Annotated in this window: 24 protein-coding genes and 3 pseudogenes; 14 read left to right on the top strand and 13 right to left on the bottom strand. The window is 38.7% G+C overall.

Going from position 1 to position 26,398, the window contains the following annotated elements; all coding sequences use genetic code 11:
• Nucleotides 1-262: 262 nt before the first annotated feature.
• Nucleotides 263-697 (top strand): annotated as a pseudogene (locus ACFIJ0_RS08465) (ATP-binding cassette domain-containing protein); the annotation flags it as partial.
• Between the two features lie 505 nt (nt 698-1,202).
• On the opposite strand, the gene ACFIJ0_RS08460 reads toward ACFIJ0_RS08465, so the two are convergent.
• From ACFIJ0_RS08460 to ACFIJ0_RS08410, 11 genes and pseudogenes are all read right to left on the bottom strand, one after another.
• Entirely contained in the window at nt 1,203-1,994 is a 792-nt protein-coding gene (locus ACFIJ0_RS08460; RefSeq protein WP_375624282.1) for an inositol monophosphatase family protein, read from the bottom strand.
• An 11-nt stretch (nt 1,995-2,005) separates the two neighbouring features.
• Nucleotides 2,006-2,581, bottom strand: a complete 576-nt coding sequence (efp, locus tag ACFIJ0_RS08455) for an elongation factor P (protein ID WP_375624283.1) — start codon at nt 2,579-2,581, stop codon at nt 2,006-2,008.
• A 468-nt stretch (nt 2,582-3,049) separates the two neighbouring features.
• Nucleotides 3,050-3,423, bottom strand: a pseudogene (locus ACFIJ0_RS08450) (helix-turn-helix domain-containing protein).
• A gap of 316 nt (nt 3,424-3,739) precedes the next feature.
• On the bottom strand, nt 3,740-4,138 hold the full coding sequence (locus ACFIJ0_RS08445; protein ID WP_375624285.1) for a hypothetical protein: 399 nt from the start codon (nt 4,136-4,138) through the stop codon (nt 3,740-3,742).
• Between the two features lie 177 nt (nt 4,139-4,315).
• Complete coding sequence (locus ACFIJ0_RS08440; protein ID WP_375636909.1) at nt 4,316-4,558, bottom strand: hypothetical protein; 243 nt, start codon at nt 4,556-4,558, stop codon at nt 4,316-4,318.
• A 209-nt stretch (nt 4,559-4,767) separates the two neighbouring features.
• Complete coding sequence (locus ACFIJ0_RS08435) at nt 4,768-5,136, bottom strand: helix-turn-helix domain-containing protein (protein WP_375644205.1); 369 nt, start codon at nt 5,134-5,136, stop codon at nt 4,768-4,770.
• 604 nt (nt 5,137-5,740) lie between these two features.
• Nucleotides 5,741-6,784: a tetratricopeptide repeat protein gene (locus ACFIJ0_RS08430; protein WP_375644203.1), complete on the bottom strand. Its 1,044-nt coding sequence runs from the start codon at nt 6,782-6,784 to the stop codon at nt 5,741-5,743.
• Between the two features lie 344 nt (nt 6,785-7,128).
• Nucleotides 7,129-7,530 carry a helix-turn-helix domain-containing protein gene (locus tag ACFIJ0_RS08425; RefSeq protein WP_375661460.1) on the bottom strand — a complete coding sequence of 134 codons (402 nt, stop codon included), beginning with the start codon at nt 7,528-7,530 and terminating at the stop codon, nt 7,129-7,131.
• Between the two features lie 342 nt (nt 7,531-7,872).
• A complete protein-coding gene (locus tag ACFIJ0_RS08420; RefSeq protein ID WP_375645274.1) occupies nt 7,873-8,274 on the bottom strand; it encodes a helix-turn-helix domain-containing protein in 402 nt (133 codons plus the stop codon).
• Between the two features lie 527 nt (nt 8,275-8,801).
• Nucleotides 8,802-9,578, bottom strand: coding sequence for a TIR domain-containing protein (locus ACFIJ0_RS08415; protein WP_375643920.1), 777 nt, complete (start codon nt 9,576-9,578; stop codon nt 8,802-8,804).
• A 316-nt stretch (nt 9,579-9,894) separates the two neighbouring features.
• Entirely contained in the window at nt 9,895-10,557 is a 663-nt protein-coding gene (locus tag ACFIJ0_RS08410; protein WP_375643922.1) for a thiamine phosphate synthase, read from the bottom strand.
• A gap of 366 nt (nt 10,558-10,923) precedes the next feature.
• Here ACFIJ0_RS08410 and ACFIJ0_RS08405 point away from each other — a divergent pair, with 366 nt between their 5' ends.
• Nucleotides 10,924-12,036, top strand: a complete 1,113-nt coding sequence (locus tag ACFIJ0_RS08405; protein WP_375623277.1) for an OpgC family protein — start codon at nt 10,924-10,926, stop codon at nt 12,034-12,036.
• 212 nt (nt 12,037-12,248) lie between these two features.
• Nucleotides 12,249-12,767, top strand: a complete 519-nt coding sequence (locus tag ACFIJ0_RS08400) for a DUF1465 family protein (protein WP_375623276.1) — start codon at nt 12,249-12,251, stop codon at nt 12,765-12,767.
• A 639-nt stretch (nt 12,768-13,406) separates the two neighbouring features.
• Here ACFIJ0_RS08400 and ACFIJ0_RS08395 read toward each other — a convergent pair.
• Nucleotides 13,407-13,802: a hypothetical protein gene (locus tag ACFIJ0_RS08395; RefSeq protein WP_375643923.1), complete on the bottom strand. Its 396-nt coding sequence runs from the start codon at nt 13,800-13,802 to the stop codon at nt 13,407-13,409.
• A gap of 202 nt (nt 13,803-14,004) precedes the next feature.
• Between ACFIJ0_RS08395 and ruvC the strand changes: the two genes are divergently transcribed.
• From ruvC to tolB, 8 genes are all read left to right on the top strand, one after another.
• Nucleotides 14,005-14,520, top strand: a complete 516-nt coding sequence (ruvC, locus tag ACFIJ0_RS08390; protein ID WP_375623274.1) for a crossover junction endodeoxyribonuclease RuvC — start codon at nt 14,005-14,007, stop codon at nt 14,518-14,520.
• On the top strand, nt 14,517-15,131 hold the full coding sequence (gene ruvA / locus ACFIJ0_RS08385) for a Holliday junction branch migration protein RuvA (RefSeq protein WP_375623272.1): 615 nt from the start codon (nt 14,517-14,519) through the stop codon (nt 15,129-15,131). Before ruvC ends, ruvA begins: the two co-directional genes overlap by 4 nt.
• Nucleotides 15,132-15,144: 13 nt before the next feature.
• The gene (gene ruvB / locus ACFIJ0_RS08380) at nt 15,145-16,239 is read left to right on the top strand and encodes a Holliday junction branch migration DNA helicase RuvB (protein WP_375623270.1); all 1,095 of its coding nucleotides are present in this window, start codon (nt 15,145-15,147) and stop codon (nt 16,237-16,239) included.
• A gap of 212 nt (nt 16,240-16,451) precedes the next feature.
• Nucleotides 16,452-16,892 (top strand): tol-pal system-associated acyl-CoA thioesterase, encoded by a 441-nt coding sequence (gene ybgC / locus ACFIJ0_RS08375; RefSeq protein ID WP_375623268.1) that lies wholly within the window; start codon nt 16,452-16,454, stop codon nt 16,890-16,892.
• 1,631 nt (nt 16,893-18,523) lie between these two features.
• On the top strand, nt 18,524-19,237 hold the full coding sequence (tolQ, locus tag ACFIJ0_RS08370; RefSeq protein WP_375643924.1) for a protein TolQ: 714 nt from the start codon (nt 18,524-18,526) through the stop codon (nt 19,235-19,237).
• Between the two features lie 15 nt (nt 19,238-19,252).
• Entirely contained in the window at nt 19,253-19,705 is a 453-nt protein-coding gene (gene tolR, locus ACFIJ0_RS08365) for a protein TolR (protein WP_375643925.1), read from the top strand.
• Nucleotides 19,706-19,804: 99 nt separating this feature from the next.
• Entirely contained in the window at nt 19,805-21,133 is a 1,329-nt protein-coding gene (locus ACFIJ0_RS08360) for a cell envelope biogenesis protein TolA (protein WP_375643926.1), read from the top strand.
• A gap of 43 nt (nt 21,134-21,176) precedes the next feature.
• Nucleotides 21,177-22,502, top strand: a complete 1,326-nt coding sequence (gene tolB / locus ACFIJ0_RS08355) for a Tol-Pal system beta propeller repeat protein TolB (RefSeq protein WP_375623261.1) — start codon at nt 21,177-21,179, stop codon at nt 22,500-22,502.
• Between the two features lie 1,087 nt (nt 22,503-23,589).
• On the opposite strand, the gene ACFIJ0_RS08350 is transcribed toward tolB, so the two are convergent.
• Nucleotides 23,590-24,336 (bottom strand): YebC/PmpR family DNA-binding transcriptional regulator, encoded by a 747-nt coding sequence (locus tag ACFIJ0_RS08350; protein ID WP_005774608.1) that lies wholly within the window; start codon nt 24,334-24,336, stop codon nt 23,590-23,592.
• 366 nt (nt 24,337-24,702) lie between these two features.
• On the opposite strand from ACFIJ0_RS08350, the gene ACFIJ0_RS08345 reads away from it, so the two are divergent.
• The 3 genes and pseudogenes from ACFIJ0_RS08345 to ACFIJ0_RS08335 all read left to right on the top strand — a co-directional run.
• Nucleotides 24,703-25,398, top strand: coding sequence for a DUF1013 domain-containing protein (locus tag ACFIJ0_RS08345; protein WP_375643927.1), 696 nt, complete (start codon nt 24,703-24,705; stop codon nt 25,396-25,398).
• Nucleotides 25,399-25,602: 204 nt separating this feature from the next.
• Entirely contained in the window at nt 25,603-26,109 is a 507-nt protein-coding gene (gene pal / locus ACFIJ0_RS08340) for a peptidoglycan-associated lipoprotein Pal (RefSeq protein WP_375623257.1), read from the top strand.
• Between the two features lie 52 nt (nt 26,110-26,161).
• Nucleotides 26,162-26,398 (top strand): annotated as a pseudogene (locus tag ACFIJ0_RS08335) (tol-pal system protein); the annotation flags it as partial.

Below are 26,398 nucleotides of genomic sequence, written 5' to 3'. Positions count from 1 at the left end.
CCTATTACTGATTATAAAGAGCACAAGTTTTAAAAAAATGATTGCCCTAATTGTAGGTGATGGTTTTTTTTATGCTGTTAAAGAGTGCACTTTAAATATTAATTCAAAAACGCATCCAACATAAATAGATGCGATCTTAGACACTAATAAATCTTGGTGGCTGCGTTTTTAAATTTAAAAATCAGTTTGAAATACGAGCATAAATCCTTTCTTGTAGAGTATAATGACTTGAAATAAAATAATTGCAAACTGTCCTTCTTTTTTTGGAACTGAAAATCCCCATGAAGAGGACATTCTTGCTGCCGCTAAAGCGGCTAATGCACTTGAATTTATTCAAGCTTTACCAGATGGCTTGGATACGCAAGTAGGAGAACGTGGTACCATGCTTTCTGGGGGGCAAAAACAACGCATCGGTATTGCACGGGCACTTCTAAGAAATGCACCCCTGTTACTGCTTGATGAAGCAACATCCGCTTTAGATGCAAACAGTGAAAAGTTAGTGCAAGACGCCTTAGAAGGATTGATGCAAAATCGTACAACCTTGGTCATTGCACATCGTTTGGCAACAATTTTAAAAGCTGATCGTATTCTCGTAATGGATAAAGGCTCTCTTGTAGAAGAAGGAACACATACAGAACTTGTGGCAAAAAATGGCGTCTATGCCTACTTGGCAAAACTCCAATTTTCACCTAAGTAAGTGATCATTATAAAGAGCAGTATCTTCAAGGGCATAAACAGCACTCTTTTCAGATAGGCTTATCAATTTGAAGCTCTCATGGAAGAAAAGGGACAAGAATTGAAGTATTTTTCTTTTTAAAGTCTTAACGGACTGTTTTTTTCTGCGTGAGATGGAGCATTTTTATAAAAATACTTTATCTGGGTACAGAATATAAAATGATACCCCGTCAATCTCTATGGACTATTAAGATGTGCAAGGGGGTCTCTTCATAACAGCACCCTCACGTTGATTTATAAGGATAATACATTGTTTTTCATGAGAGATCATGAATACCATAGGATTGTCTTATGTCAAACCATCATAACCATGTTTGCAGCGCCAAGATGGCGAAGTTCAGCAACTTCCATCATTACTTGCGCAATTCAATAAAAGATAAGGTTGTGTGATGAGGAATATCCAGATGGCGATGTTGCAAAGTTGAACTTTTTAGCATTGTCTTTTAAAAAGACACTATTCCCGAGGTCTAAATGCCTTTTTTGAGGGTATTTTCTAGTTTGATGCGAATGTGTTCATTTCCGGCAATGATATTTTTTTTGCGAAATATATTGTTACCGCCTTCTTTATCGGTGACAAAACCACCGGCTTCGCGAACCATCAATATTCCAGCAGCCATATCCCAAATTTGCAGGTTGTCTTCCCAAAAGCCATCGGTTCGGCCAGAAGCAACATAAGCTAAATCAAGAGCAGCAGCGCCAAAACGGCGAAGTCCGGCAACTTCCGCCATCACATTGCGTAATTCAATAAGATAAGTTCCATGATTTGGGCGGCCAAAATGAGGCATGCCTGTGGCAATGACACAATCTTCTAGTCTGCGTCGAGCAGAAACGCGACAGCGTCGGTCATTAAAAAAAGCACCACACCCGCGTTCTGCAGTAAAGAGTTCATCACTTACGGGATTGTAAATGACACCACCAACGATTTTCCCTTGACTTTCTAAGGCAATGGAAACAGCAAAAAAAGGAATGCCATGGAGAAAATTTGTGGTGCCATCTAAAGGGTCAACAATGAAACGATGTTGGGAATCTTCGCCAATGATTTCTTCAGACTCTTCCATCAGAAAACCAAATTTGGGGCGCGCTTTGCTTAATTCATTAAAAATAATTTTTTCCGCTTTGCGATCTGCTTGGCTGACGTAATCTGCTGGTCCTTTCAAAGACACTTGCAAATTTTGCACTTCACCGTAATCACGCACCAACGAGCGTCCTGCTTTCATTGCAGCTTGCACCATGACATTCATGACTGCAGAATGGGCCATTTTTTATTCCTTTATTTATCTTTTTCATTTGCGCGACGCAAATAAATCAATTCATTGGTGTCGACAATGACACGTTCACCAGCATTCATAAAGGGTGGTACAAGAATACGAATCCCGTTTTCAAGAATGGCAGGTTTATAAGAGGAGGTAACCGTTTGTCCTTTGATAGCAGGATCGGCTTCTGCAATCGTGACAGCAACTTGATCAGGAAGTGAGATGCCAATAGGTTTTTCTTGATAAAGTTCAACTGTGACAGTCATCCCATCTTGGAGAAAAGCAGCACGTTCACCAACAAAATCCTTTTGAAGTTCAAGTTGTTCGTAGGATTGTGAATCCATAAAGACCAAAGCATCCCCTTGTTGATAAAGAAATGTGAAATCCTTTTGTTCAAGGCGCACGCGTTCAACGGTCTCAGCAGCGCGAAATCGCTCATTAAGTTTTGTACCATCAATCAAATTTTTCATTTCAACTTGGTTAAATGCACCACCTTTTCCTGGTTTTACAGCGTTGCATTTAACAGCAACCCATAAGCTTCCTTGATGTTCGATCACATTACCAGGGCGAATTTCATTGCCATTAATTTTCATCGTTTCTATCCAATTCTATTCTTGCAAAAAGAACTCTCTTGTTGTCTTTATGGCGCTTTTCTTTGCTGCCTTTAACGGTCAAGCTCTTTTGTTATTTTTGGGCTCCAAAACCCCTTTGATTAGCCTTGCGGCTCTCTCATGGTCCTGTGTGCTCTTCATGGGCTTTCTCATGTTTTTTGCAAAGAGAAAAGCTTGAGTAAAAAAGGACCTTTATGTATTTTTACTTTTCAGTTCTTTGCAAGACCATAAAAAGCGCTTAGACGCAAGCTTTTTAAAAATTTGCACAAAATTTTTTAGAATTTTTAGGGAAATTTATCCCGTTGTGGCGTAAAATATCATCATTGATAGCAATGATATAAGTTCCGTAAAACCATGAGGTGTTCTTATGAGAATATGTGATGAATATTTGCATGGGAGTTTGTTATAGTGTCTCATGGGATAGAGCGTGGTGTGTGCTATCGTATGATGTTAGCTTGTATTCTCATCAGCGATGAGCTGTAAAATAGCTCTCTTTTTTACAGTGGTTAGAGTTCTAAATCTTTTGAGCAGCAGGTATTCCTCTGTGCTTGATGCGATTTCATCATGGTGGTATGTGGGCTGTTGTTTTGTTAAGATATCAGCATAGAAAAAGGAAAGTGGAACATTCAAGAATCAGAAATTTCTTTTAAACGCCCTGCGCTGACACGATTTAAGCCATTTTCATATTTCTGGATTTGTTGGAAAGTAACACCCAAATGTTGAGCTAATGTTTTTTGAGGCATCTTCAACATTTTTCTTTTAAAGCGAATTTTGTTGCCAATGAATTTGCCACTGAAAATATCGTTATAAGGATTTTTACCGATACCCTAGAAAATGCTACACGGGATCTAGAAAGCTATTCAGCTGCTTCAATCACAGATAGTCCAAGTTTTGCATTTACATCTTCGCGTAATAATTTGCTAGGGTATGGGACATTTTCATTATTTTTTAGTATTCTTCTTTCTTTAAATCTTAAAGCTATAACTTACACTATTTTGTATTGTTACAATCTATAATAAAATTTATCTACTCTGGCTAAAAATGAGGTTTTTTATTGAGGTGCAAATCTCTTTGCCTTTCGCAAGAGCTTTTAAGTCTTTACGTGTAAAATATAGAGAATGTTTACATTAAATAGCGGGTTCATTTGGGCTGAGTACTTATATGAGCACGTAGTTCTCCGTTCACACTATACTGAAAAAGAGACACTATAGTGCTACTATTTAATTTTATTCTATACCTCAAATTCACACCCATGTTTTGTTGCTTTTGAGGTTGATCTGTATAGATCACATTATATCCATTCCGTCGCAACAGATTGATAAATAAAGGAGTAAAGTTGTCTGCTGTATTATTTTTCTTTATAAGAAATGTGGTTGTAGCTGGTGGTAGAGGTCTCTTGATATCGCTAATAAATTTGTTAGCGACTAATTGTGCCTGACGCTTTGTAAGACTTTGATCAACATAATTTGATGAATAATTGCCTACAGATACGCAACCTGCCACCAACACAACCGGTGACAGCAATAAATATTTTAACATCGTTAATTCCCCTTACTTATTGTTGCTCTTTTTTGCGAAGCTCCTATTCCAGAAATAAGAGCAACTTTACCTATAGCACATTAACAACATATCGGTATCTAATCAATCGGTTAATTAATCAATGAATAATGGTTTCAGCTGTAAAGGCTGCTTGAAGTGCTTCTGGTGGCGTATATTTTAATAAACAGCTGCTTTTGGTGATTGCGATAAAAAAGCAATTTTTTGCGTTTGCATGTTAAGATTATATCCTCTATCACCATTATAAAATGAGGCGTTAGGTGCTGTTCCAGATCGATCAAAAAAATTTTCAAGCATTGCTTTTTGAGGGCTATCTTTTTTAAATACGTATGAATGCTTATCCTGTTTGCTGTAAAATGTTATCGTTTTAGGTATGGTGCTATAAGGCATCAAATTTTGCACATGTGATATTTTTATGAGAGTGTGTGGTGAATATATGAGGGGGGCTTGTCCGGATAATCTTGTGAAATGAACCACATGAAATGGGAAGCTAAAAGAGTTCTGTTCTGAGAAGATGGATTGTTTACCAACCGGATAGGGAAGGGGCATCTGTCCTTTGAGGGGTGGGAGGCAAGTTAAGAACAGAGAGTGTAGTGCTCTATATTATGATGTTAAAAGTTCTCATTCTGATCAGAGAGTAATTGTAAAATGGCTCTTTGTTTTATCGAGGTTAGAACTCTAAATCTTTTGAGCAGTAGGTATTCCTCTGTACTTGATGCGATTTCATCATGAGGGTATGGGAGCTGTTGTTTTGTGATGATATCCGCATAGAAAAAGGAAACCGGAACATTTAAGATATCGGCAATTTCTTTTAAACGCCCTGCGCTGACACGATTTAAGCCGTTTTCATATTTCTGGATTTGTTGGAAAGTAACACCTAAATGTTGACCTAATGTTTTTTGAGACATTTTTAGCATTTTTCGTCTCAAACGAATTTTTTTGCCAATGAAAATGTCGTTATCAAGATTTTTGGCTTGCATTTTAAAGCCCCCGCCGGTTGCGAGCGCCCTCGCGTTGGTATTCCGGGAGTCTAAAAACACTGAACTCAAATCAGCATTTTGCTTTTAGTGCTGAGAAGCACCTGGACATAGCAAAATCTCCCGGAATTCCGGGACACCCACAAAGTGGGGTAAATTCATGTTTGAGTTTTCGGGTTTTTAGATCCCTATTGGTCGTTGCGTATGCGACCAAGACACTTTTAAAGTCATAAAGTAATTTCAGCAAATTTACAATAAAAAATAGTTTTTTAATGAGAGTCGGCGTGTTTTTCATCCAAGCAAAAAGAATGAAAAAAATAGAGCTTTTGGAATTTTTGCGATAACCTCGTTCTTTTGCTTATTGGATATTGTTTGCTTAAGCAAATGATACCAGTGCGTTTTCTTTTCCAATGAAAATGTCGTTATAAAGATTTTTGGTTTGTATTTCCCCCCGACGGGGTGCGAGCGCCCTCGCATGAGTATTCCGGGAGCTTGAAAATACTGAACTCAAATCAGCCTTTTTGCTTTTAGTGCTTAAAGCACCTGGACAGTGCAAAATCTCCCGGAATTTCTATAAATTTTATCTCTTTGAACAGAGAGGAGTACTTTAAAAAACAGGAAGGAGCTTTATTGCTTCTTTGCGCGCTTTTTCTAGTTGTGTTTTGTCCATGCCTTGGAGCATTATTTCAAGGTCAGGGGCTTGCATTTTTGCCTCCTTTGCGAGCATATACCATGCCGCTGCCATTATTATATCGCCTTTTGTTCCTGTGCCATCTCGATAAAGCCTTGCAAGGGAAATCTGTGCTGGCGCAATCATGTTGATGGCATTTCTTTGCAGTAAATGAAAAGCACGGTGAAAATCTGTTTCTCCTCCACGCCCTTGTATAAGCCATTGTGCTAAATGAAGTTGAGCTTTTAAGTGGTTGTTTTGAGCCGCTACCTCCATGAGCTTGCGGGCATTGCGATCATCCTTTGGTCGTTTTAACGTGCCTAAGGCAAGAATTTTTGCAGCAGAAAAAGCAGCTTCAGCATCCCCAAGAGCAGCACCTTTTAAGTACAATTTTAAGGCTTGCTCGATTGCTTCATTTTCACGACTTTGGGAAAAAACACCGGGGAGAGCTTGTTTTTCACGTGAGGATTTATAAAGAAGAAGTTGTCCATAATAAAAATAGGCTTCCTTGACGCCTGCATTGACAGCTTTTTGAATGAACTGTTCACCAAGCTCTTGATTTTGTTTTATAAAGTGACCATCAAACAACATAAGTCCATAGCGGAGTTGTGCTTGGGGTTCCCCCTGTTTTGCAGCGCGTTCAAACCATAAAGCAGCACGCGCACCGTCAATAGGAACAGCACATCCTTCCATATAAATTCGGGCAAGAAGAGTTTGTGCAAAAGGATCATTTTTTTCAGCACGTCGGAGTGCTTCACGAAAAGCTTTTAAATAATAACCTTGGATGTAATAGTCATAGGCTTGGTCATAGTCTCCAGCTTTTAAGGGCTTAAAAGGTTCTTGAGTGTTTGAAGCTTCTTGAATCGTATTGAAAGAGCTTTCAGAATTTGAGATTTCTTCAGTGTTTCCCGCTGAACTTACAGCAGAACTTGCAAGCCCAATCACGCCTAAGATAAGCAGCTTCACACTTCTCTTGATCATGGTGTTTTCTCCTCATTACCGATCAGAATTTTCACATTTTTTTTTCATCATTACAAGCCGTATAAGAATTTCATTTCTATATTACTTTTTATCTCTCAGTTTTTCGTCTTGGTTCAAGGTAGGGTTGGGTAAGTTAAAAAAGTAGCATAAATGTCGACGAGAGACAGACTGTTTAAAACAGTTCTGTTAAAAATAATAATGATGAAAGGTTATCGTATGTAAAGATGCTTATCTTCCATTATATTAAGGGCTTCTCCCCCTAAAATGAAAAAAGGCTTGCAATGGAGGTTGCTTTTTAAAATACGTATGAATGTTTATGAATAGCGCACGCTATCCGTGTGATGTTAGCTTGCATTCTCATCAGAGATCAGCTGTAAAAAGGCTTTCTTTTTTACTGTTGTGAGAGTTCTAAATCTTTTGAGCAGCAGATATTCCTCTGTGCTTGATGCGATTTCATCATGGTGGTATGGGGGCTGTTGTTTTGTTAGGATATCCGCATAAAAAAAGGAAAGTGGAACATTCAAGATATCAGAAATTTTCTTTAATCGCCCTGCGCTAACACGATTTAAGCCTTTTTCATATTTTTGGATTTGTTGGAAGGTGACACCTAAATGTTGACCTAATGTTTTTTGAGACATCTTCAACATTTTTCGTCTCAAACGAATTTTTTTGCCAATGAAAAGATCAATATTAAGATCTTTTGTTTGCATTTCAAAGCCCCCCGCCGGTCGCGAGCGCCCTCGCATGAGTATTCCGGGAGCTTGAAAATACTGAGTTCTAGTCAGCCTTTTTTGCTTTTAGTGCTAAGAGCACCTGGACATAGCAAAAACTCCCGGAATTCCGGGACACCCACAGAGTGGGTTTATTTTTACGCTAGAACTTAGGGTTTTCAAGGCCCCTTTTGGTCGTTGCGTATGCGACCAAAACATCTTTTAATTCATAAAGTAATTTCAGGAAATTTACAATAAAAATTAAAATAGTGTCTCTTAACGTGTCGTTTCTTAAAATGGAGGGGTGGCATGTTTTGCATTCAAGCAATAAAGTGTTCACAAAGGGGGACTTTGAATAGCGCACGCTATCGCGTGATGTTAGCTTGCATTCTCATCAGAGATCAGCTGTAAAAAGGCTTTCTTTTTTACTGTTGTGAGAGTTCTAAATCTTTTGAGCAGCAGATATTCCTCTGTGCTTGATGCGATTTCATCATGGTGGTATGGGGGCTGTTGTTTTGTTAGGATATCCGCATAAAAAAAGGAAAGTGGAACATTCAAGATATCAGAAATTTTCTTTAATCGCCCTGCGCTAACACGATTTAAGCCTTTTTCATATTTTTGGATTTGTTGGAAGGTGACACCTAAATGTTGACCTAATGTTTTTTGAGACATCTTCAACATTTTTCGTCTCAAACGAATTTTTTTGCCAATGAAAATATCATTATCAAGATCTTTTGTTTGCATTTCAAAGCCCCCCGCCGGTCGCGAGCGCCCTCGCATGAGTATTCCGGGAGCTTGAAAGTACTGAAATCTAATCAGCTTTTTTTGCTTTTAGTGCTTAAAGCACCTGGACATAGCAAAAACTCCCGGAATTCCGGGATACCCACAGAGTGGGGTAAATTCATGTTTAGATTTTCGGGCTTTCAAGACCCTCTTGGTCGTTGCGTATGCGACCAAAACATCTTTTAATTCGTAAAGTAATTTTAGGAAATTTACAATAAAAATAGTTTTTTACTTACAAAATTTGTTTTTTAATGAGAGGCTATCTGCTTCTTAAATCTCTCTGGAACGATTACCAAAATCATGACAACAGATCCGTGTTTATCAAAGGGACTAAAATGATTTCTTCTACGGTAATGAATTGCGGTTTCTTCATTAAAATTTGCACAATCGCTTGCTGTTTGAAGAAGGGTGGGGGGTAAATCGTTTCTTTGAGCCTATAGGATGTGTGTGTTTGTGGAATGTGGCGGGGTGCCTTGTGGTTTTGGGCGTGCGCTTTAAAAAATAAACATAAGCATTATTCAAATTTAATTTAATGCATGAGTAATTTCATTTATATTAAAAGAGAAATCAGCTTCTTGTAAGCGCTTAATAAGTTTTGGAAATGTTTCTTTTACATGTTCTTTAAAAGAAAGGTAGTAAACTCCACCAACATCTGAAAGCATTTCAACGCCTTCTTTTTGTAGAATAGCAATCCTCTCAAGAGGAAGTGCGGCAGTTAACATGCCCATTTCGAAAATAACGTTTTGTCGTGCACGGGGTTGAATTTTTTCTTCAACTTTTTGTCGAGCACGAGGTTGTGTTGTTTCTTCAACCTTAGATTTAAAACAGCACATATCATCATGCGTGAGGAGTACAATACCAAATCCTATAGAACTTTCACAAATTTCTTTTTTCAAAGTTTGAATGATGGGTAAACCATTGCCACTCGTATTTTGTAAGATGTATGGTTCGAGACCAAGCTTGAGAAGAGCATTTTCAAGCTCCTTTAAGGCATAACGATCATGACCATGAACGATAAAAATTTTTTTATTTAAGGTATTAGGGGCAGTTTTTGAGAAAGGAATCGTTGATGTTTCTTCTATATGCTTTGCTAAATCTTCTATTAACTTTTGTTTTATGTTTTCTTTGCCTTGAACTTGAAGTTTTCCTGTGCTTTTATACCAATTAATAGTGCCTCCTTCGGAGGTTTTGATCTGATATATTTCAGGGGAATCATGTTTTAGTAATTTACTTTCTATGATTTGATATCCACACTTGCAAATTATGTTTGTAAGATCTTCAAACGTCCCGCTATATTGCATTTTTATGTCCCCTGCATATTTGTATTGTCAGCTATTGGTAATTGGTATTCAGTACCAATATTGAAAATGACCATTTTCCCCAATCATAATGTCTTCTTTTTATAAGATTTTGAACTAGAAAGTTTTTATGATCCTTTCTCTATATATTATATGAAAACAAGACGATAGATCTTTCATCTCATTTGATTGAATTATTAAGCAGTTTTATTGAGTTTTGAGGTATCCTCTTTATCTGTTATTGTGTGCTCTATATAAGTAAATAGTGGTGAGTGTTTGGATTTTTATTAACGCTTTATTTATAAATTCTCCTCCTATATTACAAGGGGGTGTTCTCACATTTTTCTTGCATTGTTTTAAGCAGTATTAAGGGGTTTTCGTGGGTGAAAATGACTTCTTCGATGGCAATGAATTCACATCTAGTCTTTAAGACTTCATCAAAAGTTGCAAAATCTCTTCCTGCTTGGATAATGGCGGGGGTTTGCATAATCTCTGCCCACCATGTTGCTAACTGGAGATTGCGGGGGTGCGCATGGGGTTTTTTATCAGCACCGAGTTTTCCAAACAGAAGATAATCAACACCTGTTTCCGCTGCAAGCATAGCACTATGGCGATTGCGTAGATTGCCAAAGCCTATGATTTTTTGTTCCTTTTGCTGATTTTTGAAGCTTTCAAGAGCGTTAAGATCATCTTCTATGTGCAATCCATCAGCCTTTATGCGCCCAGCAATGCGGCTGTCATCAGCGATGAGAAGGGCTGCGTCATGATTTTGAATATCTTCTGCGTAAGTTTGCGCTTGTTGTTGTAAAAAAGAGCCATCATCTTTCAACTTTTCAGAATCATAGAGGATGACGCATGCAAAAGACTTTGTTTGCAAAATTTGCTGCAAAAATGTGTGTGGGGTGTTGCGCCGAACATCAAGTGTTAAAATCAACTGAGGGAAAAGAGGTGAATCAATTGGTTTATTTTTTTGTTGTGTCATGTCAAATCCCTGTTTCTTAGAAAAAAATAATGCTTAAAAATTAAAGTTTCATTCTATTATGCTTATTTGCGATGAAAGTGACTACCATTTTCACGTAATTTAAAGGATTTATGGGTGTGTAGGAGCCTGTTTATGAGAAATGAGCGTGTTTTTAAGCATAATATGTCGCCTTTTTACTGTGATACACGTATGGATACTTTTCGTTCTTTTGCTTTTAAAAAAACTTTTGCCTTTTAAAAAATAAATGCTTAAAATGAAACTTGACTCTTAAAATTAAAATTTCATCCTGTTCATGCTTGTTGGCAATAAGGGTAACCACCATTTTTATGGGACTTCAAGGGGTTTATGACGTGTGGGAGTCCGCTGATGAAATACAAAGGTGTTCTTGAGCATAATGCTCAACCTTTTCGCCGTGATACACGTATTGACGTTTTTCGTTCTTTAGCTTTATTGACGATTTTCATCAACCATATTCCCGGAACGATCTATGAGTCTGTTACTCATAGAAATTTTGGTTTTTCTGATTCAGCAGAAGTGTTTGTTTTGCTTTCAGGGATTGCTCTTGGGTTAAGCTTTCATGGACGGTTACAGCAAAAATCCTTTGCTTTTATTATCCGAAAACTTTGGTACAGAGCTTTGCAGCTCTATGGTGCATATCTTTTTACTACTTTTGTCACGTTAAGCCTTTTTTTTGCTGCCTTTTTATTATGGAAAACAGAAAAACTTTTATCGATGAATAATGTGAGACTTTTTTTTACAGAGCCTGTTACCGCATTTTTGAGTACTTTAAGTTTTGGGCATCAATTGGGATATAATAATATTCTTCCACTTTATATCGTTTTGATGTTTTTTGCGCCTTTTATCCTTTATTTGAGTTGTAAACAGATAAAGTGGCTGCTTGTAGGTTCGCTTACGCTGTATCTTATCTGCGGATTTTATAAAATTGCTCCTCCTTCTTATCCTTTAGAGGGAAAGTGGTTTTTAAACCCTTTGTCTTGGCAATTCTTGTTTGTCATAGGATTGACCAGTACTTTAGCGCTTAAACAAGGAAAAACAATCGCTTTTCAGTCTTTTTGGATTGTTTGTGCGATAGGGTATCTCTTGTTGGCGCTGTTATGGGTTCGCTTAAACTGGTGGGGCATTTTGGGGTGGCTTGGCTGGTCTTCTCCGTTGATGAACTTTAATAAAACTTTTTTAAGCTTGCCACGTTTACTCCATGTTCTTGCATTAGCCTTTCTCATTCTTTCTTTACCGTGCATCAATAAATGGTTTTATGTCTCTCAGAAACATCCTTTAGCAATCTTAGGAAAACATAGTTTACCGGTCTTTATAACGGGAACCATTTTGGCGATGTTTGGACAAATTATAAAAACAGTGATGACAGGAACGCTTTTTTCCGATACCTTATTAATAATAACGGGTATTGCTCTGCAATTTGGAGTCGCTTATTATTGTGAAAAACGGCGATCGTGGCAGTGATCTTTTTCAAGAAAATTGATCCGTTTATAAGAAAAACGGTCCTATAGTGTTTGTTGGATGCGTTAACCTTAGAATAAAAAGCGCGTTGCGCAAAAAAATTAAAAGAGGTACCAGTTTTTAAAAAAAGCGTTCTATACAGCAACAAAAGAAACTTTTTAATACTCTGTTCGTTGAGTGGTGTAATTTTGTGCTGATACTTGGAGTATAAAAGCGTGAGTGTACATAAACGTCCATATGATGAACCTATTATCATGATTGAGCATAATGCTTTTGAAAATGCTTTTAATCGTCTCTATGAAGAAACAATGGCGCTGATTGAAAAAACCGCAGCGTATATTGATTCAGAAGGGAAATTAGTGGCACGTTCCCTTTCGGCAGAAGTTTCTGCAATCTATGCGAAAGAAGCGATGTATTTAAGTACACGACTTATGCAAATCGCTTCTCAACTCCTTCTTTTTCGGGCAGAGCGCGAAGGGGAAATGTCATCAGAACAAATAAAAAAAGAAATTGTAAAAGTGTCACTTCATACACCGACATTGGAACTTGAAACTCCTCATTGGCATGAATTGCCAGAAACTTTCCGCCAATTTGTTTCTCATTCATTGCGTTTAGAAGCGCGCATAAAGTATATGCGTGCTGGGTGGGAAACTGCAGCCTCTTGTGCCTTAGAAGATGATAATCCAGTAGGAAAACAAATCGAATTGCTCAAAACAGCCTTTGGGGGTTCTTAGAGGTGTTTCCTTGCTTTGCGTGAAGGGGAAATGTCATCAGAACAAATAAAAAAGGAATTGTAAAAGTGTCACTTCATACACCAGCATTAGAACTTTTTTCCCTTTTATTGGCACGAATTACCAGAAACTTTCCGCCAATTTGTTTCTCATTCATTGCTTTTAGGAGCATGCATTTTTTTCTTTTAGATATGCGGCTGTAATTTAAGCGTTCTGGTAAATAAGGGGCGGCTGTATCTTGAGTGATGATAATCCGGTGGGAAGACAAATCGAATTACTGAAAACAGTTTTTGGGTGTTCGGAGAAGAATAGCTCCTTGTTTCTTTCTGCGATATTTAGAGCAGTATACCCATTTTTTACAACCAAAATTTCATAACTAAAACCAATCTAGAGTGCTTTTTTCTGTCTAATTTCTATTTGAGCGTAGGAAATATCTTGAGCTTATAGCTTAGAGGTATTGATTTCGAATTATGGCATGGGATGGGGTATGGTTGGTCTTGTGAAAATCGGCTTCAGTTGATTGCATATAGAACACTTTCTGTTGATATATCGTGTGATTTTGTTTTGGCTATGATAATGATCAGGCGCTAAGATAGAGCAGGGGGCTTGTACATCAATTTATTTATGCTCTATAATTTATGCCTATAAAGTTGCTGTAAAGCGTCTGTTAAAGAGGATGATACACATTGTTTCAGTTTTTGGGCTTCTCTTGTTTTGAATGGAAGTTATTTTCCTCACGTAAAATAAAACATCCAGAATAAAAGAATAAAGTGCCATATAATGAATGTCCCATGGGGGCTCCCTGTGCTCCATGAAATGTCCCCCTTTATGCAATGTCATTTTGGTGTAATGGGCATATTCAAAAACACCTCTCAGTTCTTGTTCACATCCATTGAGCCTCCTCATCTTTACGCTTGCAAAGAAGCAAGCCAGCAGCATCATCATATTTGCCAGTCCCCAATGTTGCGATACCCTTGGCATTTGAGACAGTTCATTAGAGGCATTTTTAGTTTTTTCTTGTACAGTTTCATTCCACACGGAAATCCCACGTGTGATGTGCAGACAAAAGATTTTGATTGATTTCAGTTATGCTTCATAAAGTATGCTCCTAAAGATGCTGTGCGTTGCGTGTTATAATTGGGGGACATGACCATCTTTTGACTGGTTTTGTCTTGTGCTGCTGTTTTCTTTGTGGTCTTGTCTTTATTCACAAGGGGGAAAAGTGTATAGACTGTAGTTTATGGCAGAGACGATTCGTATTATAGGCATTGATCCCGGATTACGGCGTACAGGGTGGGGCGTTATTGATGTTGCAGGTAATCGTCTTCAGTTTATTGCAGCAGGGACGGTTTCTTCTGATGTACAGTGTGAGCTGGCTTCCAGATTATGTCAGATCCACAAAGGTCTTGCAGAGATTATGCATCAATTTATGCCCCATGAAGCCGCTGTAGAACATGTCTTTGTCAATAAAGATGCTACAGCAACTTTAAAACTTGGGCAAGCGCGTGCAATCGCACTGCTGGTTCCTGCGCAAGCAAATCTTCCTGTTTTTGAATATGCGCCCAACAAAGTGAAAAAATCGGTTATTGGTGTTGGACATGGTGCTAAAGAACAAATCCATATGATGGTAAAAGTTCTCCTCCCACGGGCTGAATTTGATAGCAGTGATGCGGCTGATGCTCTTGCTCTTGCTCTTTGTCATAGCATGCATCGTAAGAGTATTGATCGATCTTATCAGGCAAGGATGGCGATATGATTGGCAAATTAAAGGGCACTCTTGAACATATCTTTGATGATCATATCCTTCTTGATGTTCACGGTGTGGGCTATGTTGTTTTTGTGTCCAATCGGCTCCGTCCTTCTTTACCCTCTATTGGGGAGGCGTTAAGCCTCTTTATTGAAACGCATGTTCGTGAAGAAGCAATCCGCCTTTTTGGTTTTGCTACAAGAGCTGAACAGGAATGGTTTTGTCTTCTACAAAATGTTCCTGGAGTAGGGGCAAAGGTTGCTTTGGCAATCTTGGGGACTTTATCGCCAGATGAACTCGCACAAGCTATTGCCTTAAACGATGTTGCGATGATTAGTCGAGCGCCGGGCGTTGGTAAAAAAGTCAGTGAAAGAATTGTAGGTGAACTGAAAAGTAAAACTCTCCCCTTTGAACAAGCGGTCAAGACTGTTTCGGTTCCTCAGCGTGAGATGACCAATCAACCTGCGCATGATGCGCTTTCCGCGTTGATGAAGCTAGGGTTTGAACGGGAGCAAGCATCTTGTGCTCTTGCTCTTGCGATGAACGCTATTGAGGGGGAAACTGTTTCTTCTGCTCTTTTGATCCGCCATAGTCTCAAATTGCTTTCTTCTCCTACTTAAAACCAAGGTAACAATGCATAAAGATGAAGATAAACGCCTTCTGGGTCCCGCCCCCCTTCCTAACGATCCAGATCGTTCCTTAAGACCACAAGTTCTCGATGATTTTATTGGTCAAGAAGCGGCACGGGCTAATTTAAAAATATTTATTGAGGCAGCAAAAACGCGGCAAGAAGCGCTGGATCACGTTTTGTTTGTAGGACCACCGGGGTTAGGAAAAACAACGCTTTCACAGATTATGGCAAAAGAATTAGGTGTTAATTTTCGCTCTACTTCAGGGCCGGTCATCGCTAAAGCAGGAGATTTAGCCGCTCTCTTGACCAATCTCGAAGAACGTGATGTCTTGTTTATTGATGAAATTCATCGCTTAAATCCAGCGATTGAGGAAATTCTTTATCCAGCCATGGAAGATTATCAACTTGATTTGATCATTGGGGAGGGGCCGGCGGCACGCTCGGTGAAAATTGATCTGGCTAAATTTACTTTGGTAGCGGCAACCACACGTTTGGGGCTTTTGACCACACCGCTGAGAGACCGTTTTGGTATCCCAATTCGTCTAAATTTTTATACTATAGAAGAATTGGAATATATTGTGCAGCGTAATGCGCGGCTTTTTGCCGTCAAGATCAGTGATGATGGTGCTCATGAAATTGCACGCCGAGCACGGGGGACTCCTCGTATTGCCGGACGGCTTTTACGGCGCGTTTGTGATTTTGCTTTGGTTAAACAGGCAAAACAAATTGACCAAAAAATCGCCGATGAAGCGCTTTCGCGCCTTGAGGTCGATCATCTTGGGCTTGATCCGCTTGACCGTCGCTACTTGCTCCTGATTGCGGAAACTTTTTTAGGGGGACCGGTGGGGATTGAAACGATTGCTGCTGCTTTATCAGAACCACGCGATGCCATTGAAGATATTGTTGAACCGTATTTGCTCCAACAAGGTTTTATTCAAAGAACTGCTCGTGGACGCATTCTAACTGAAAAGGCTTGGAGCCATTTAGGGCTTTCTGCTCCTGCCTCTACAACGTCTATACAAAGACGTTCTCAATTTTCTGATACTCAAGACAATTCATTACTTCAGACGTCTTTATGGGATAAGGAAGATGACTAAGACATTCTCCTTATTAAAAGAAACTATGTGAATATTTTATAGCAAGGTCATAAAATATAAGAGACGTGCCTCCTTTAACATATTCTGTTCGAAAAGGTCCGGCACTATTAAGGGGAGCTTTAGCTTTTTACAACTTCAACACAAAAATGTATTCAATCTTTTGATTGATAAACAATTTGCTATATTAGATGATTTTATGAGACATGAAGCCAATGACAGAAATAACTCCTTTTAAGAGCAATCATATAAATGCTTTTCATAATTTTCAGGTCCGTGTTTATGTTGCGGATACAGACTTTTCCGGTGTGGTTTATCATGCGCGTTATCTTGAGTTTTTTGAACGAGGACGTTCAGAGTTTTTACGGGATACCGGTTTTAATAATAAGATGTTAGCAGCAGGAGTTGAGGGGGAAAAACTGTTTTTTGTTGTTCGTCATATGGAAATTAATTTTTCAAGACCAGCTAAAATTGATAATCTTTTAGTCGTTAAAACACGTGTTACTCATATCCAAGGGGCACGCTTTTTTATGGAGCAATCTATTTTGCATGAGGCGACTACGTTGGTAACAGCCAAAGTTGAAATTGCTCTAATTAATGAGGAGGCAAAACCGCGACGTTTACCCAAAGAACTTTTTGCAAAAATGCGTGGTTAAAAGTGTTATTCATTGAACGAGCAGCTTCAGGAGATATAAAGTAATCTACAATCTAAGACCATACATTTATAATAGCCTAAATGTTTTCCAATAAGGTCACACGATATATCAAAAGAAAGAACCTCTGCTACAATAAATTGAAGATGATATCCTACAAAATTAAACACGTCTCATCATCCATTTCTTCTATAAGCTCAAGATATTTTTCTTTCTTTTGAAGAAAGATTCGTTGGCATCAGAAAACAGCAGAAAAGTACAAAACAAAAAAAGAAATAAAAAATGGATTAAGGTTTATTTTTATAAAAATGCACGTACCCAGCAAAATATTGCAATAAAGTGATAATAAGCCATTAGCTTGAAAGTTTTCTCAAAATACTTAAAGGGTGTTTTAAGCAATTTGATTTGTTTTTTTTACTGGATTGTCATTTGCCATCACAAGAGCGCGTGTTCTATCCATTTTCCTCTATAATGCATGACTTTATCTGCGCTGCTAAACGCAGTGAATGAGTGAGAGATCAATGTATACAAAGCAGAAATGTATACTTGATTTAAAGTTTCAAAAGCATATTATTTTATATAATAGATTGACTTAGAAAGATAAATTATTACTTCTTACGGGCACAAATCCCAATAAAGTAAAATACTTTCATTTCAAATCGGTTCATGTTGAAACAATAAAAATCATTTGCTTACACATCATAAGAGAGCAATATAACTCATTGAAAAAAGTGTAAAAGTGTTCCTTATGTATCATTCTCAATGCAATAACGATCAAATATCACAAGTGAACAAAGAAAACGAAGAAGCTAGTTTTCATGAAGTAAAGATGTGAAAAGGCTTTTTTCACGTCACAGAAGCTTGTACGTTATACCATGGTGTTAGAGAGATGATAGGCATTGAAAGGGACTAATTCACAACACAATGAGATTACATGAGACTTACACTAGATTATATAGGACTTACAATTAGGGGTGCATGGGTGAGGCGCATTGTTATGAGGCATTTTATAGTGGTTTATTGTCGTTTTTTTTGTGCCCGAGGGTGTTCCCGTATTAAATTCGATGGAAAATGAGAGAAACAATAGCCTGAGGCAAAGTGTAATCTTTCATGATTATACCATATTTATTTATAATGATAATTCATTGCGTTGTCACTTTCAGATAATTCTGAAACTTGTAAGATCGTTTCTTTTCAAGCTCTATTGCTGCGAATTAATCAAAAACACTTGAGAAAGGAATAAAAATGCCTCTTATGAATCTTTTCAAGTGCTAAGACTTATTGCTGCATTTTAAGCTGGAACGTGTATGATGGTTTAGCTTTCTTTTCATGAGCGTAAAGATGCTGGTGCATAATAGATTTGATATCATGCATTTTTATATCTTTTATTTTTATAGCATTTATAGGGAAGGCTTTATCGTTATATTTTTCATAAATGCTGTTGTGAAATGAGGGGGGGGTGCGTTGAGGGATGACTCTAGTCATCACTTTTTAAGGAAATTTAAAAAACAAGTCTTGTTTTAGCGCATGGATTTATGTGAGACTAGAGTTTTTTACTTAAATTTAGAAACTATAAAATAATCTATTTTATAGAATTTTAAAAAATGCACCTTTTATTTAGAGGGACAAAAATTATGCCGCATGTAGAACTGACGAATCCGGAAACAATTGGAATGTTGCATTTGTTTATGCAAGCGAGTTGGATCGTGAAAGGTGTTATGACCGGGTTGCTGCTTGCTTCCATCTGGAGTTGGGCAATTATTTTTGATAAAATCTTTACGTATCGGAGAATACGGCGTGAAATAAAGCAGTTTGAACGTACATTTTGGTCAGGCAAAGCGCTAGAAGATCTTTATGCATCATGTAAAAGTCAACACAACAATAGTATATCCGCAGTTTTTATGGCGGCAATGGTTGAATGGAAAAAATCTCTTGAAAAAGGGACTCATACATCGAAAAGTTTGCAGAGCAGAATTGATAAGGCTATGGATTTGACGCTGGGACGTGAAAGTGAAAAAATAGAATCAAAATTAAGTTTTCTTGCGACACTGGGATCCGCGGGACCCTTTATCGGACTTTTTGGAACAGTTATTGGTATTATGGAGTCTTTTCTTTCTATTTCAGCTTCTCAAAATACATCACTTGCCATTGTCGCGCCAGGGATTGCAGAAGCGCTTTTGGCAACCGCTATTGGTTTGTTTGCAGCAATTCCAGCCGTTATTGCTTATAACAAGTTGACTTATGAAAGTGCGCGCATCATTGCACAAATAGAAAATTTTGCCGATGAATTTTCAACAATTGTATCGCGGCGTATTGATGAAACACGCACAGCACCTTCCTCTTTATAAAAAGGATCTTATCCCATGGGAATTTCTGTTGCTTCTTCTTCTCGCAAAAATACACGTAGGCGCTATCATTCACGAGGCCAACTGATGAGTGAGATCAATGTCACGCCTTTTGTGGATGTCATGCTGGTCTTGTTGATTATTTTTATGGTCTCTGCCCCCCTTTTAGTGAACGGTGTCCCTCTAGATTTGCCTCGTAGTCAAGCGGGGCCCGTACGAGCTCAAAAAACGCCCCTTACTGTTTCACTTGACGCGCAAGGGCGCTTTGCCATTAATCAAGATTATTATGAAACGTCACAAGAATTGATTGCACACCTTAAAACTCTTCTGGAAGCAGATGCTACACAAAAAGATCAACGGGTTTTTGTGCGGGTTGCTAAAACTGTTGAATATCAGCAAGTATTAAAACTGCTGGCGGATATTCAAAAAGCGGGGTTTTCTCAAGTTGCGTTAGCAAGTCTAGCACAATAAATAATAAAATTTCGCATAACCGTTTGTTTTTAAAATGTTTTTAAAAGAGCATAGAGTGATTAAAAATGAAAAATGTAAGGCATAAATAAGGCATAAAGAATGAACAAAGACTCCTATCATAGCATGAAACGAGGCTTGGCTTTATCCCTTTTGGTTCATGTTATTTTCCTCAGTTGGGGAGCCGTTCAGTTTACAAGCTCTGTCTCTTTACCACAATCATTGGAAGCAATTCCCATCACTCTTGCTCCTTTAGTGGAAGAGTTTTCCTCTCAACAAGGAGCTGTGAAGGCTCCTATCCGTGCAATCCCTGCCGTTAAACCAACTATGCAACCACAAGAAAAAGAAGATGCACGCCATATTGGAGAGGGACAAATAGATAGTCTAGCACCTTTTCAATCAAAGGAAAAACTGCGCCCTGTTGAAACAGCATCGCTACCACCAAGCGAGAACACGTCAGAAACATTTGCACCAGAACTTACAAAACCAGAATTATTAGAAGTAAAAACAGAGGATGCGTCCAAGATTGCACCTGAGATGCCTTTAGAGGCACCGGAGGATGCGCCCAAGATTGCACCTGAGATGCCTTTAGAGGCACGGGAGGATGCGCCCAAGATTGCACCTGAGATGCCTTTAGAGGCACCGGAGGATGCGTCCAAGATTGCACCTGAGATGCCTTTAGAGGCACCGGAGGATGCGTCCAAGATTGCACCTGAGATGCCTTTAGAGGCACGGGAGGATGCGCCTAAGATTGCGCTCAAGCCTGCGCACAAAAATGAAGAGATGATATCGCCAAAAGAATTGGCTCCAACGGTACAGAAGGTACCAGCAGAGCAGATTGTTCATCAAGCGTCCAAAATTGCACTTCCAGAAAAATTTCGTTTTCCACAGTTTAAACCAAAATTTGACGAAGAACTTCCAAGGAAGAAAGGGGCTGTATCGAATCAAAAGATGCCAAAGCTTAACAAGAAAAACCAAGAGAAACAGACCATTGAAGATATTTTAGCACTGGAGGAAAATAATTTGCTCAATCGTGCGCGGACACAAGGAGGGGGAGCAAAACGTTCTCATACACCAGAAGCTTTGGGCGCAAGAAAAAACATTGATTATACCACAAAAATGGCACAAACATTGGTCAATATCGCGGGGGGATGTATTCAACAGAAGCTTAAACTTGTGGCGCTTGGTGGTGATTTAAAAAACCGTCCGGTTGTGCGGTTGCGATTTTACTTAGACCGTGAAGGGATGGTTGTGGGCGATCCTATCATTGATCCCGTAAGCGGTCTTGAGAGTCAACAAGCTATTATGATGAGGCAGGTATACGCCGCTGTCTTTTCATGCCAACCTTATGCAGATCTCCCACGTGATCAATATGATCTATGGGGGCAAGGTTTTGACTTTAATGTTGATCCCCTCCAAGAAATAAGATGATAAATGAGAAAAAATAAATTGGCTTAACGAAAGGACACATTCCATGATGACTATAACGAGACATAAAGTTTTTGCTTGGTTTATTGTCACTTGTGGGTTGTGGCTTTCAAATATTTCATCGGGTTATGCGCAATTGAAAGGGACTATTTCGAGCGCTGATTTTAATCCCATTCCCATTGCAATTACAGACTTTATTTCCAATGATTCGATTGGGTTGAAAATATCTGCTGTGGTGACAGCCGATCTTGAACGGTCGGGGCTTTTTTTACCGCTTGATAAAGCAATTTTTTTTGAAAACATTTCTAATCCTAATAAACAACCGCATTTTGCGTCTTGGCAGAAAATAAAAGCGCAAGGTTTAGTTACTGGGCAAGTCATGAGAGAAATCGATGGACGTTTGAGGGTTGATTTTCGTTTATGGGATGTTTTTGGACAAAGACAATTGAAAGGACGGCGTTTTTATACTGCGACAGAACGTTGGCGGCGTGTGGCACATATGATCGCGGATGAGATCTATAGTGAGATGACAGGAGAAAGTGGTTATTTTGATACACGAATTGTTTTTATCGATGAAACAGGACCCCAAAATGCACGCATTAAACGCTTAGCAATGATGGATCAAGATGGCGCAAATTTGATTTATATGTCTGATGGAAGTGAATTGGTGCTTACACCGCGTTTTTCCCCAAAAAGACAAGAAATGACTTATATGGCTTATGAGGAAAATCAAGTACCTCATGTTTATCTTCAACAAATTGAAATGGGACAAAGAGAGTTGATCGGAACGTTTAATAACATGACAATTGCTCCACGTTTTTCTTCTGATGGACAAAAGGTCATCATGAGTTTGTTACAAAATAATGGCAGTGCAAATCTTTACACCATGGATTTACGAACCCGTACGATGACGCGACTTACAACAACTTCTGCTATCGATACTTCTGCTTCGTATTCACCGGATGGAAAACAAATCGTCTTTTCTTCAGATCGTAGTGGAAAGCCGCAAATCTATAAAATGAATGCGGATGGGAGTGATATTCAGCGTATTTCTTCAAACGAGGGGAGTTATTCGACACCTATTTGGTCACCACGGGGTGATTATATCGCCTTTACAAAACAATTAAGCGGACAATTTTCTATCGGTGTTATGCGCCCTGATGGACAAGGAGAACGAATTTTAACTACGGGTTTTCATAATGAAGGACCAACTTGGGCACCCAATGGTCGTGTGCTGATGTTCTTTCGCAAAAATCCCGGTATGGGACCCAAAATTTATACGATTGACATTACGGGACGCAATGAACGTCAACTCCCTACACCCAATGATGCTTCAGATCCAGCATGGTCGCCATTGCTCAATATACAGTAAAACAAAATGCTTAAAAACAGAACATAGAAGGAATATAGTCTATACAGACTTAAATTTACATAATCTCAATTGTCTTTAATGATTTAAAAAAAGGAATTGATTATAGTGGGCATGGGGAGTTAAGTAGATTTCATCCATCATCTACGGTTGTTTATCGATAATGGAGTTTCCTTGGGGAAAAATGCTTAAAAAAATTCAAAAACAATTCCTTGAAAAAATGTAGTCGGAAATTCTGAAGTTTCTAGATTTCAACTTTTTATTCAAAGTGTCGCTATATATTTTTTTTTGACTTCCTCTTCGATTTGGTTTGCGAAGAGTCCGGACTCTTGTCAAGGGTGTTTTTTCTGCTTCTTTCTGATGAGTTTTATTCAAGTACGCTGTTGTTTTAGGTCTGAATATTAATTGATTGGTAATAGCAAAAGGACAGATTTTTAAGATAAATGACGTTATTTTATGAAATATACGATGCCATAAAGTTAATGCCATAAAGTCAAAAATTTATCCGCAACGGATTAGAGAGATGTACCGGCTTTTTATACAATACTTTGCTAAACAATCAGCTCTGGTTTTCCATTTGCTTATTTTTATTTTGTGATGTTGTAAAAACACTGTCATTTGAGGTGTGCGGATATAAGGCATATAAACCTCTTTGATATATTTAAGTGTTTTTTAAGTGCGTGGCGAATATTTAGGGGAATGCATATCTTTTGAGCCTTAAGTTTCAAGTGAATTCCATGAGTGATTCGTCATAGAAAAGTTCAAGAAAATCCGAATTGTTTACAGATTGGATTATCTTTATTACTTGCGGGTGGGGAGGTTAATCTTAAAGAACAAAAAGATCAAATAGAGAGGGGCTATAGGGATAATCTTTGGGGCATGTAAGAAAGGCGTGAGGCTACAGAGTTTTTTATGCTTTCTTTGTTTTTTAAGGTTATGTTTTCTGGAATTAATTGTGGTTTTTTTGTTGCACCGACGGTTAGTCTCCGCTACTGACGCGGGGCTTTTATATGTGCGGATAAAGAGGAGAGGAGACAGATGCTTTTAAAGCCCTCATGAATGAAGAGAGGGCTTATGCAAATGATGGGAATTATACAGACAATTTTGCCAAAATCTCATCGCTGACATCAAAGTTGGCATAAACATTTTGTACATCATCATCTTCTTCTAATGTTGAAATCAGTCGTAAAACGGACAAAGCTTTTTCTTCATCTATTGGTGCAAGGGTGGTGGCTTTCCAAATCGTTTTAATCGATTCTGCTTCACCAAGTTTTGCTTCAAGTGTTTTGGAAACTTCGCCAATATCTTCAAATGCGCAGGTAATATGATGTCCGGTTTCTTCTGATTGCACATCTTCGGCACCGGCTTCAATTGCTGCATCCATGATGTTATCGGCTGTCCCTGCTTCTGGCTTATAGATTATTTCACCAATCCGATTAAACATGAAACTTACGGAACCTGTTTCTCCTAGGGCTCCTCCTGATTTTGTGAAGGCGGCGCGCACATTTGAAGCGGTGCGGTTGCGGTTATCGGTTAAAGCTTCAACAATGACGGCAACGCCGCCTGGTCCATAGCCCTCATAGCGGACTTCATCATAATTTTCGACATCGGTGCCGGAAGCTTTTTTAATCGCGCGTTCAATATTATCTTTCGGCATCGATTGTGCTTTGGCATTTTGAACAGCCAGCCTTAAACGTGGATTCATGGCTGGATCAGGAGCACCTTGTTTTGCTGCTACGGTAATTTCGCGTGCAAGCTTGGAAAATATTTTCGAGCGCATTGCATCTTGACGCCCTTTACGGTGCATAATATTTTTAAATTGTGAATGGCCTGCCATAGTTTTCCTTCCTATTTGAGGGCTTTCTTTCCAGTTGGATACTCTTTAGAATTTAAGGCGACAACACACGCATCCCACCAGAGTAAATGTGCCACAGCATGAGGTGAAATAATCGAATAAACCCTTTATAAGAAAATTCCTCTTAAAGGTAAAGAGACCTTAGTTGAGGATCATTACAAGAGAGATCTCTTGTCGTTGAGCAAAAATAACGCTATAACAGAATGTAATCTCATGGCAAAATGGTTTATTCCACGCCTCGCTTTGTTTTAGGAGTGGTTGGAGAGACCTAACATATAAAAAGTTCTAGTGCTCTTGAGTGGGCGGTAACCGGCCTCATAGAAGAGGCGCAGAAGAGGATTTATAAAAATGGCAACGCAACTTTTGATGCCCAAAGCAACAGCTGTTTGGTTGGTTGATAATACAGCTCTTTCTTTTGATCAGATTGCAGAATTTTGTAAATTGCATGTTTTGGAAGTAAAAGCTATTGCCGATGGTGATGCGGCTTATGGTATTAAAGGTTTAGATCCGATTAGTTCTGGGCAATTGACGCGCAGTGAAATTGCACGGGTGGAGGCTGATCAAAACGCACGCTTGAAAATTTCTCAATCTAGGGTGCATATTCCTGAAAAAAAACGTAAAGGGGCGCGCTATATCCCTCTTTCTCGACGCCAAGATCGTCCCAATGGGATCCTATGGTTGGTCACAAACCATCCCGAGTTGAAAGATGCACAAATTGCACGGTTGATCGGGACAACAAAAGCAACGATTGAGCAAATCCGCCTTAGAACCCATTGGAATAGTGCAAATTTGGTTCCTCTTGATCCTGTAGGACTTGGTCTGTGTTCACAAATCGATTTAGATTTTGAGCTCCAGCGTGCGGCGAAAAATCGCCCTGTTGCTTTGGAAGAAGATAGGTCATTGCTTCCCGCGTCTGTGACGGAAAATGCTGCCCTAGAGGAAAATGAGAGTGAAGAAAATATGCATAAGACTTTTGACGCTGATAAAGTTTTTGCAAAGCTGAATGCGCTGAAAAAAAATCATCGAGATCAAGATGATGCATAAAAAGCCATGATGTATAAGGAAAACATTTCTTATGGAAATGTTAGAGAAATAGCTGGAGAGAAGAAAAATTGGCAGAGACTCAAAAATAAAAGTGATGACCCAAAAAAACAGAAAAAATTTCGTCTTCATTAGGAATTAACGGTTATTCTTAAAAATCTTTTTAAGAATTTACCCTTCTTTACGACACTCAAGGAGAAACGGACTATGCGCTCTACCAAAAAAAACTTCTCTCATTCCTTAGCTATCCTCTTTTTTTTCTCACTATGCTTGGGTGGGTGTGGCAAAAAAAATGTCGGTGCACTTAACGGTATAAATGATGCTGGTTTGAATCAGGTGTCACCAGGCTCAGGACAAGAATTTACGGTTAATGTGGGTGATCGCGTGTTTTTTAGTCTCGATTCTTCTTCACTTGATGCTGATGCTGAACGTATTTTAACGCGCCAAGCAGAATGGTTGCTTCATTATCCTTATTATTCTATTATGATCGAAGGTCATGCTGATGAGAGGGGAACACGTGAATATAACTTGGCACTTGGACAGCGCCGTGCTGTTGCTGTGCGAAACTATTTAGTGTCTCTAGGTGTGTCTGCACAACGGATTCAAACAATTTCTTACGGAAAAGAAAGACCTGTAGCAATATGTGATGATATTTCCTGTTGGAATCAAAATCGACGTGCTGTGACAACGTTGAGTGACATGAATAGTCATTAAAAAGAAGATTGTTTGTTTCAACTATTCAATAAGCTCTTAAGGGGAAAAAAGAATGTATCGTAAAATTAATTGGAAAACACTTTTTTATATGGCAGTTTTCATAGCTTGTTCTACTTCACTTGTTCAAAGTGCGGCACGAAAGGCTTCCGAATATCCTGCACATGATACGGATAAAGTTGATGCAGTTGATAAGGCATCTGATGCTGTAAAGACAGCACCTGAAGCAGCTGATAAAGCAGCTTCTGGAGCGGTGGAAAAAGCCACTGACGCTATTGATAAGGCATCTGAT

It is taken from the genome of Bartonella sp. OC68QHHN (assembly GCF_042193875.1).
In the GTDB taxonomy this organism is placed as follows: Bacteria; Pseudomonadota; Alphaproteobacteria; order Rhizobiales; family Rhizobiaceae; genus Bartonella; species Bartonella grahamii_A.
This window is presented reverse-complemented; position numbering and strand designations above follow the sequence as displayed.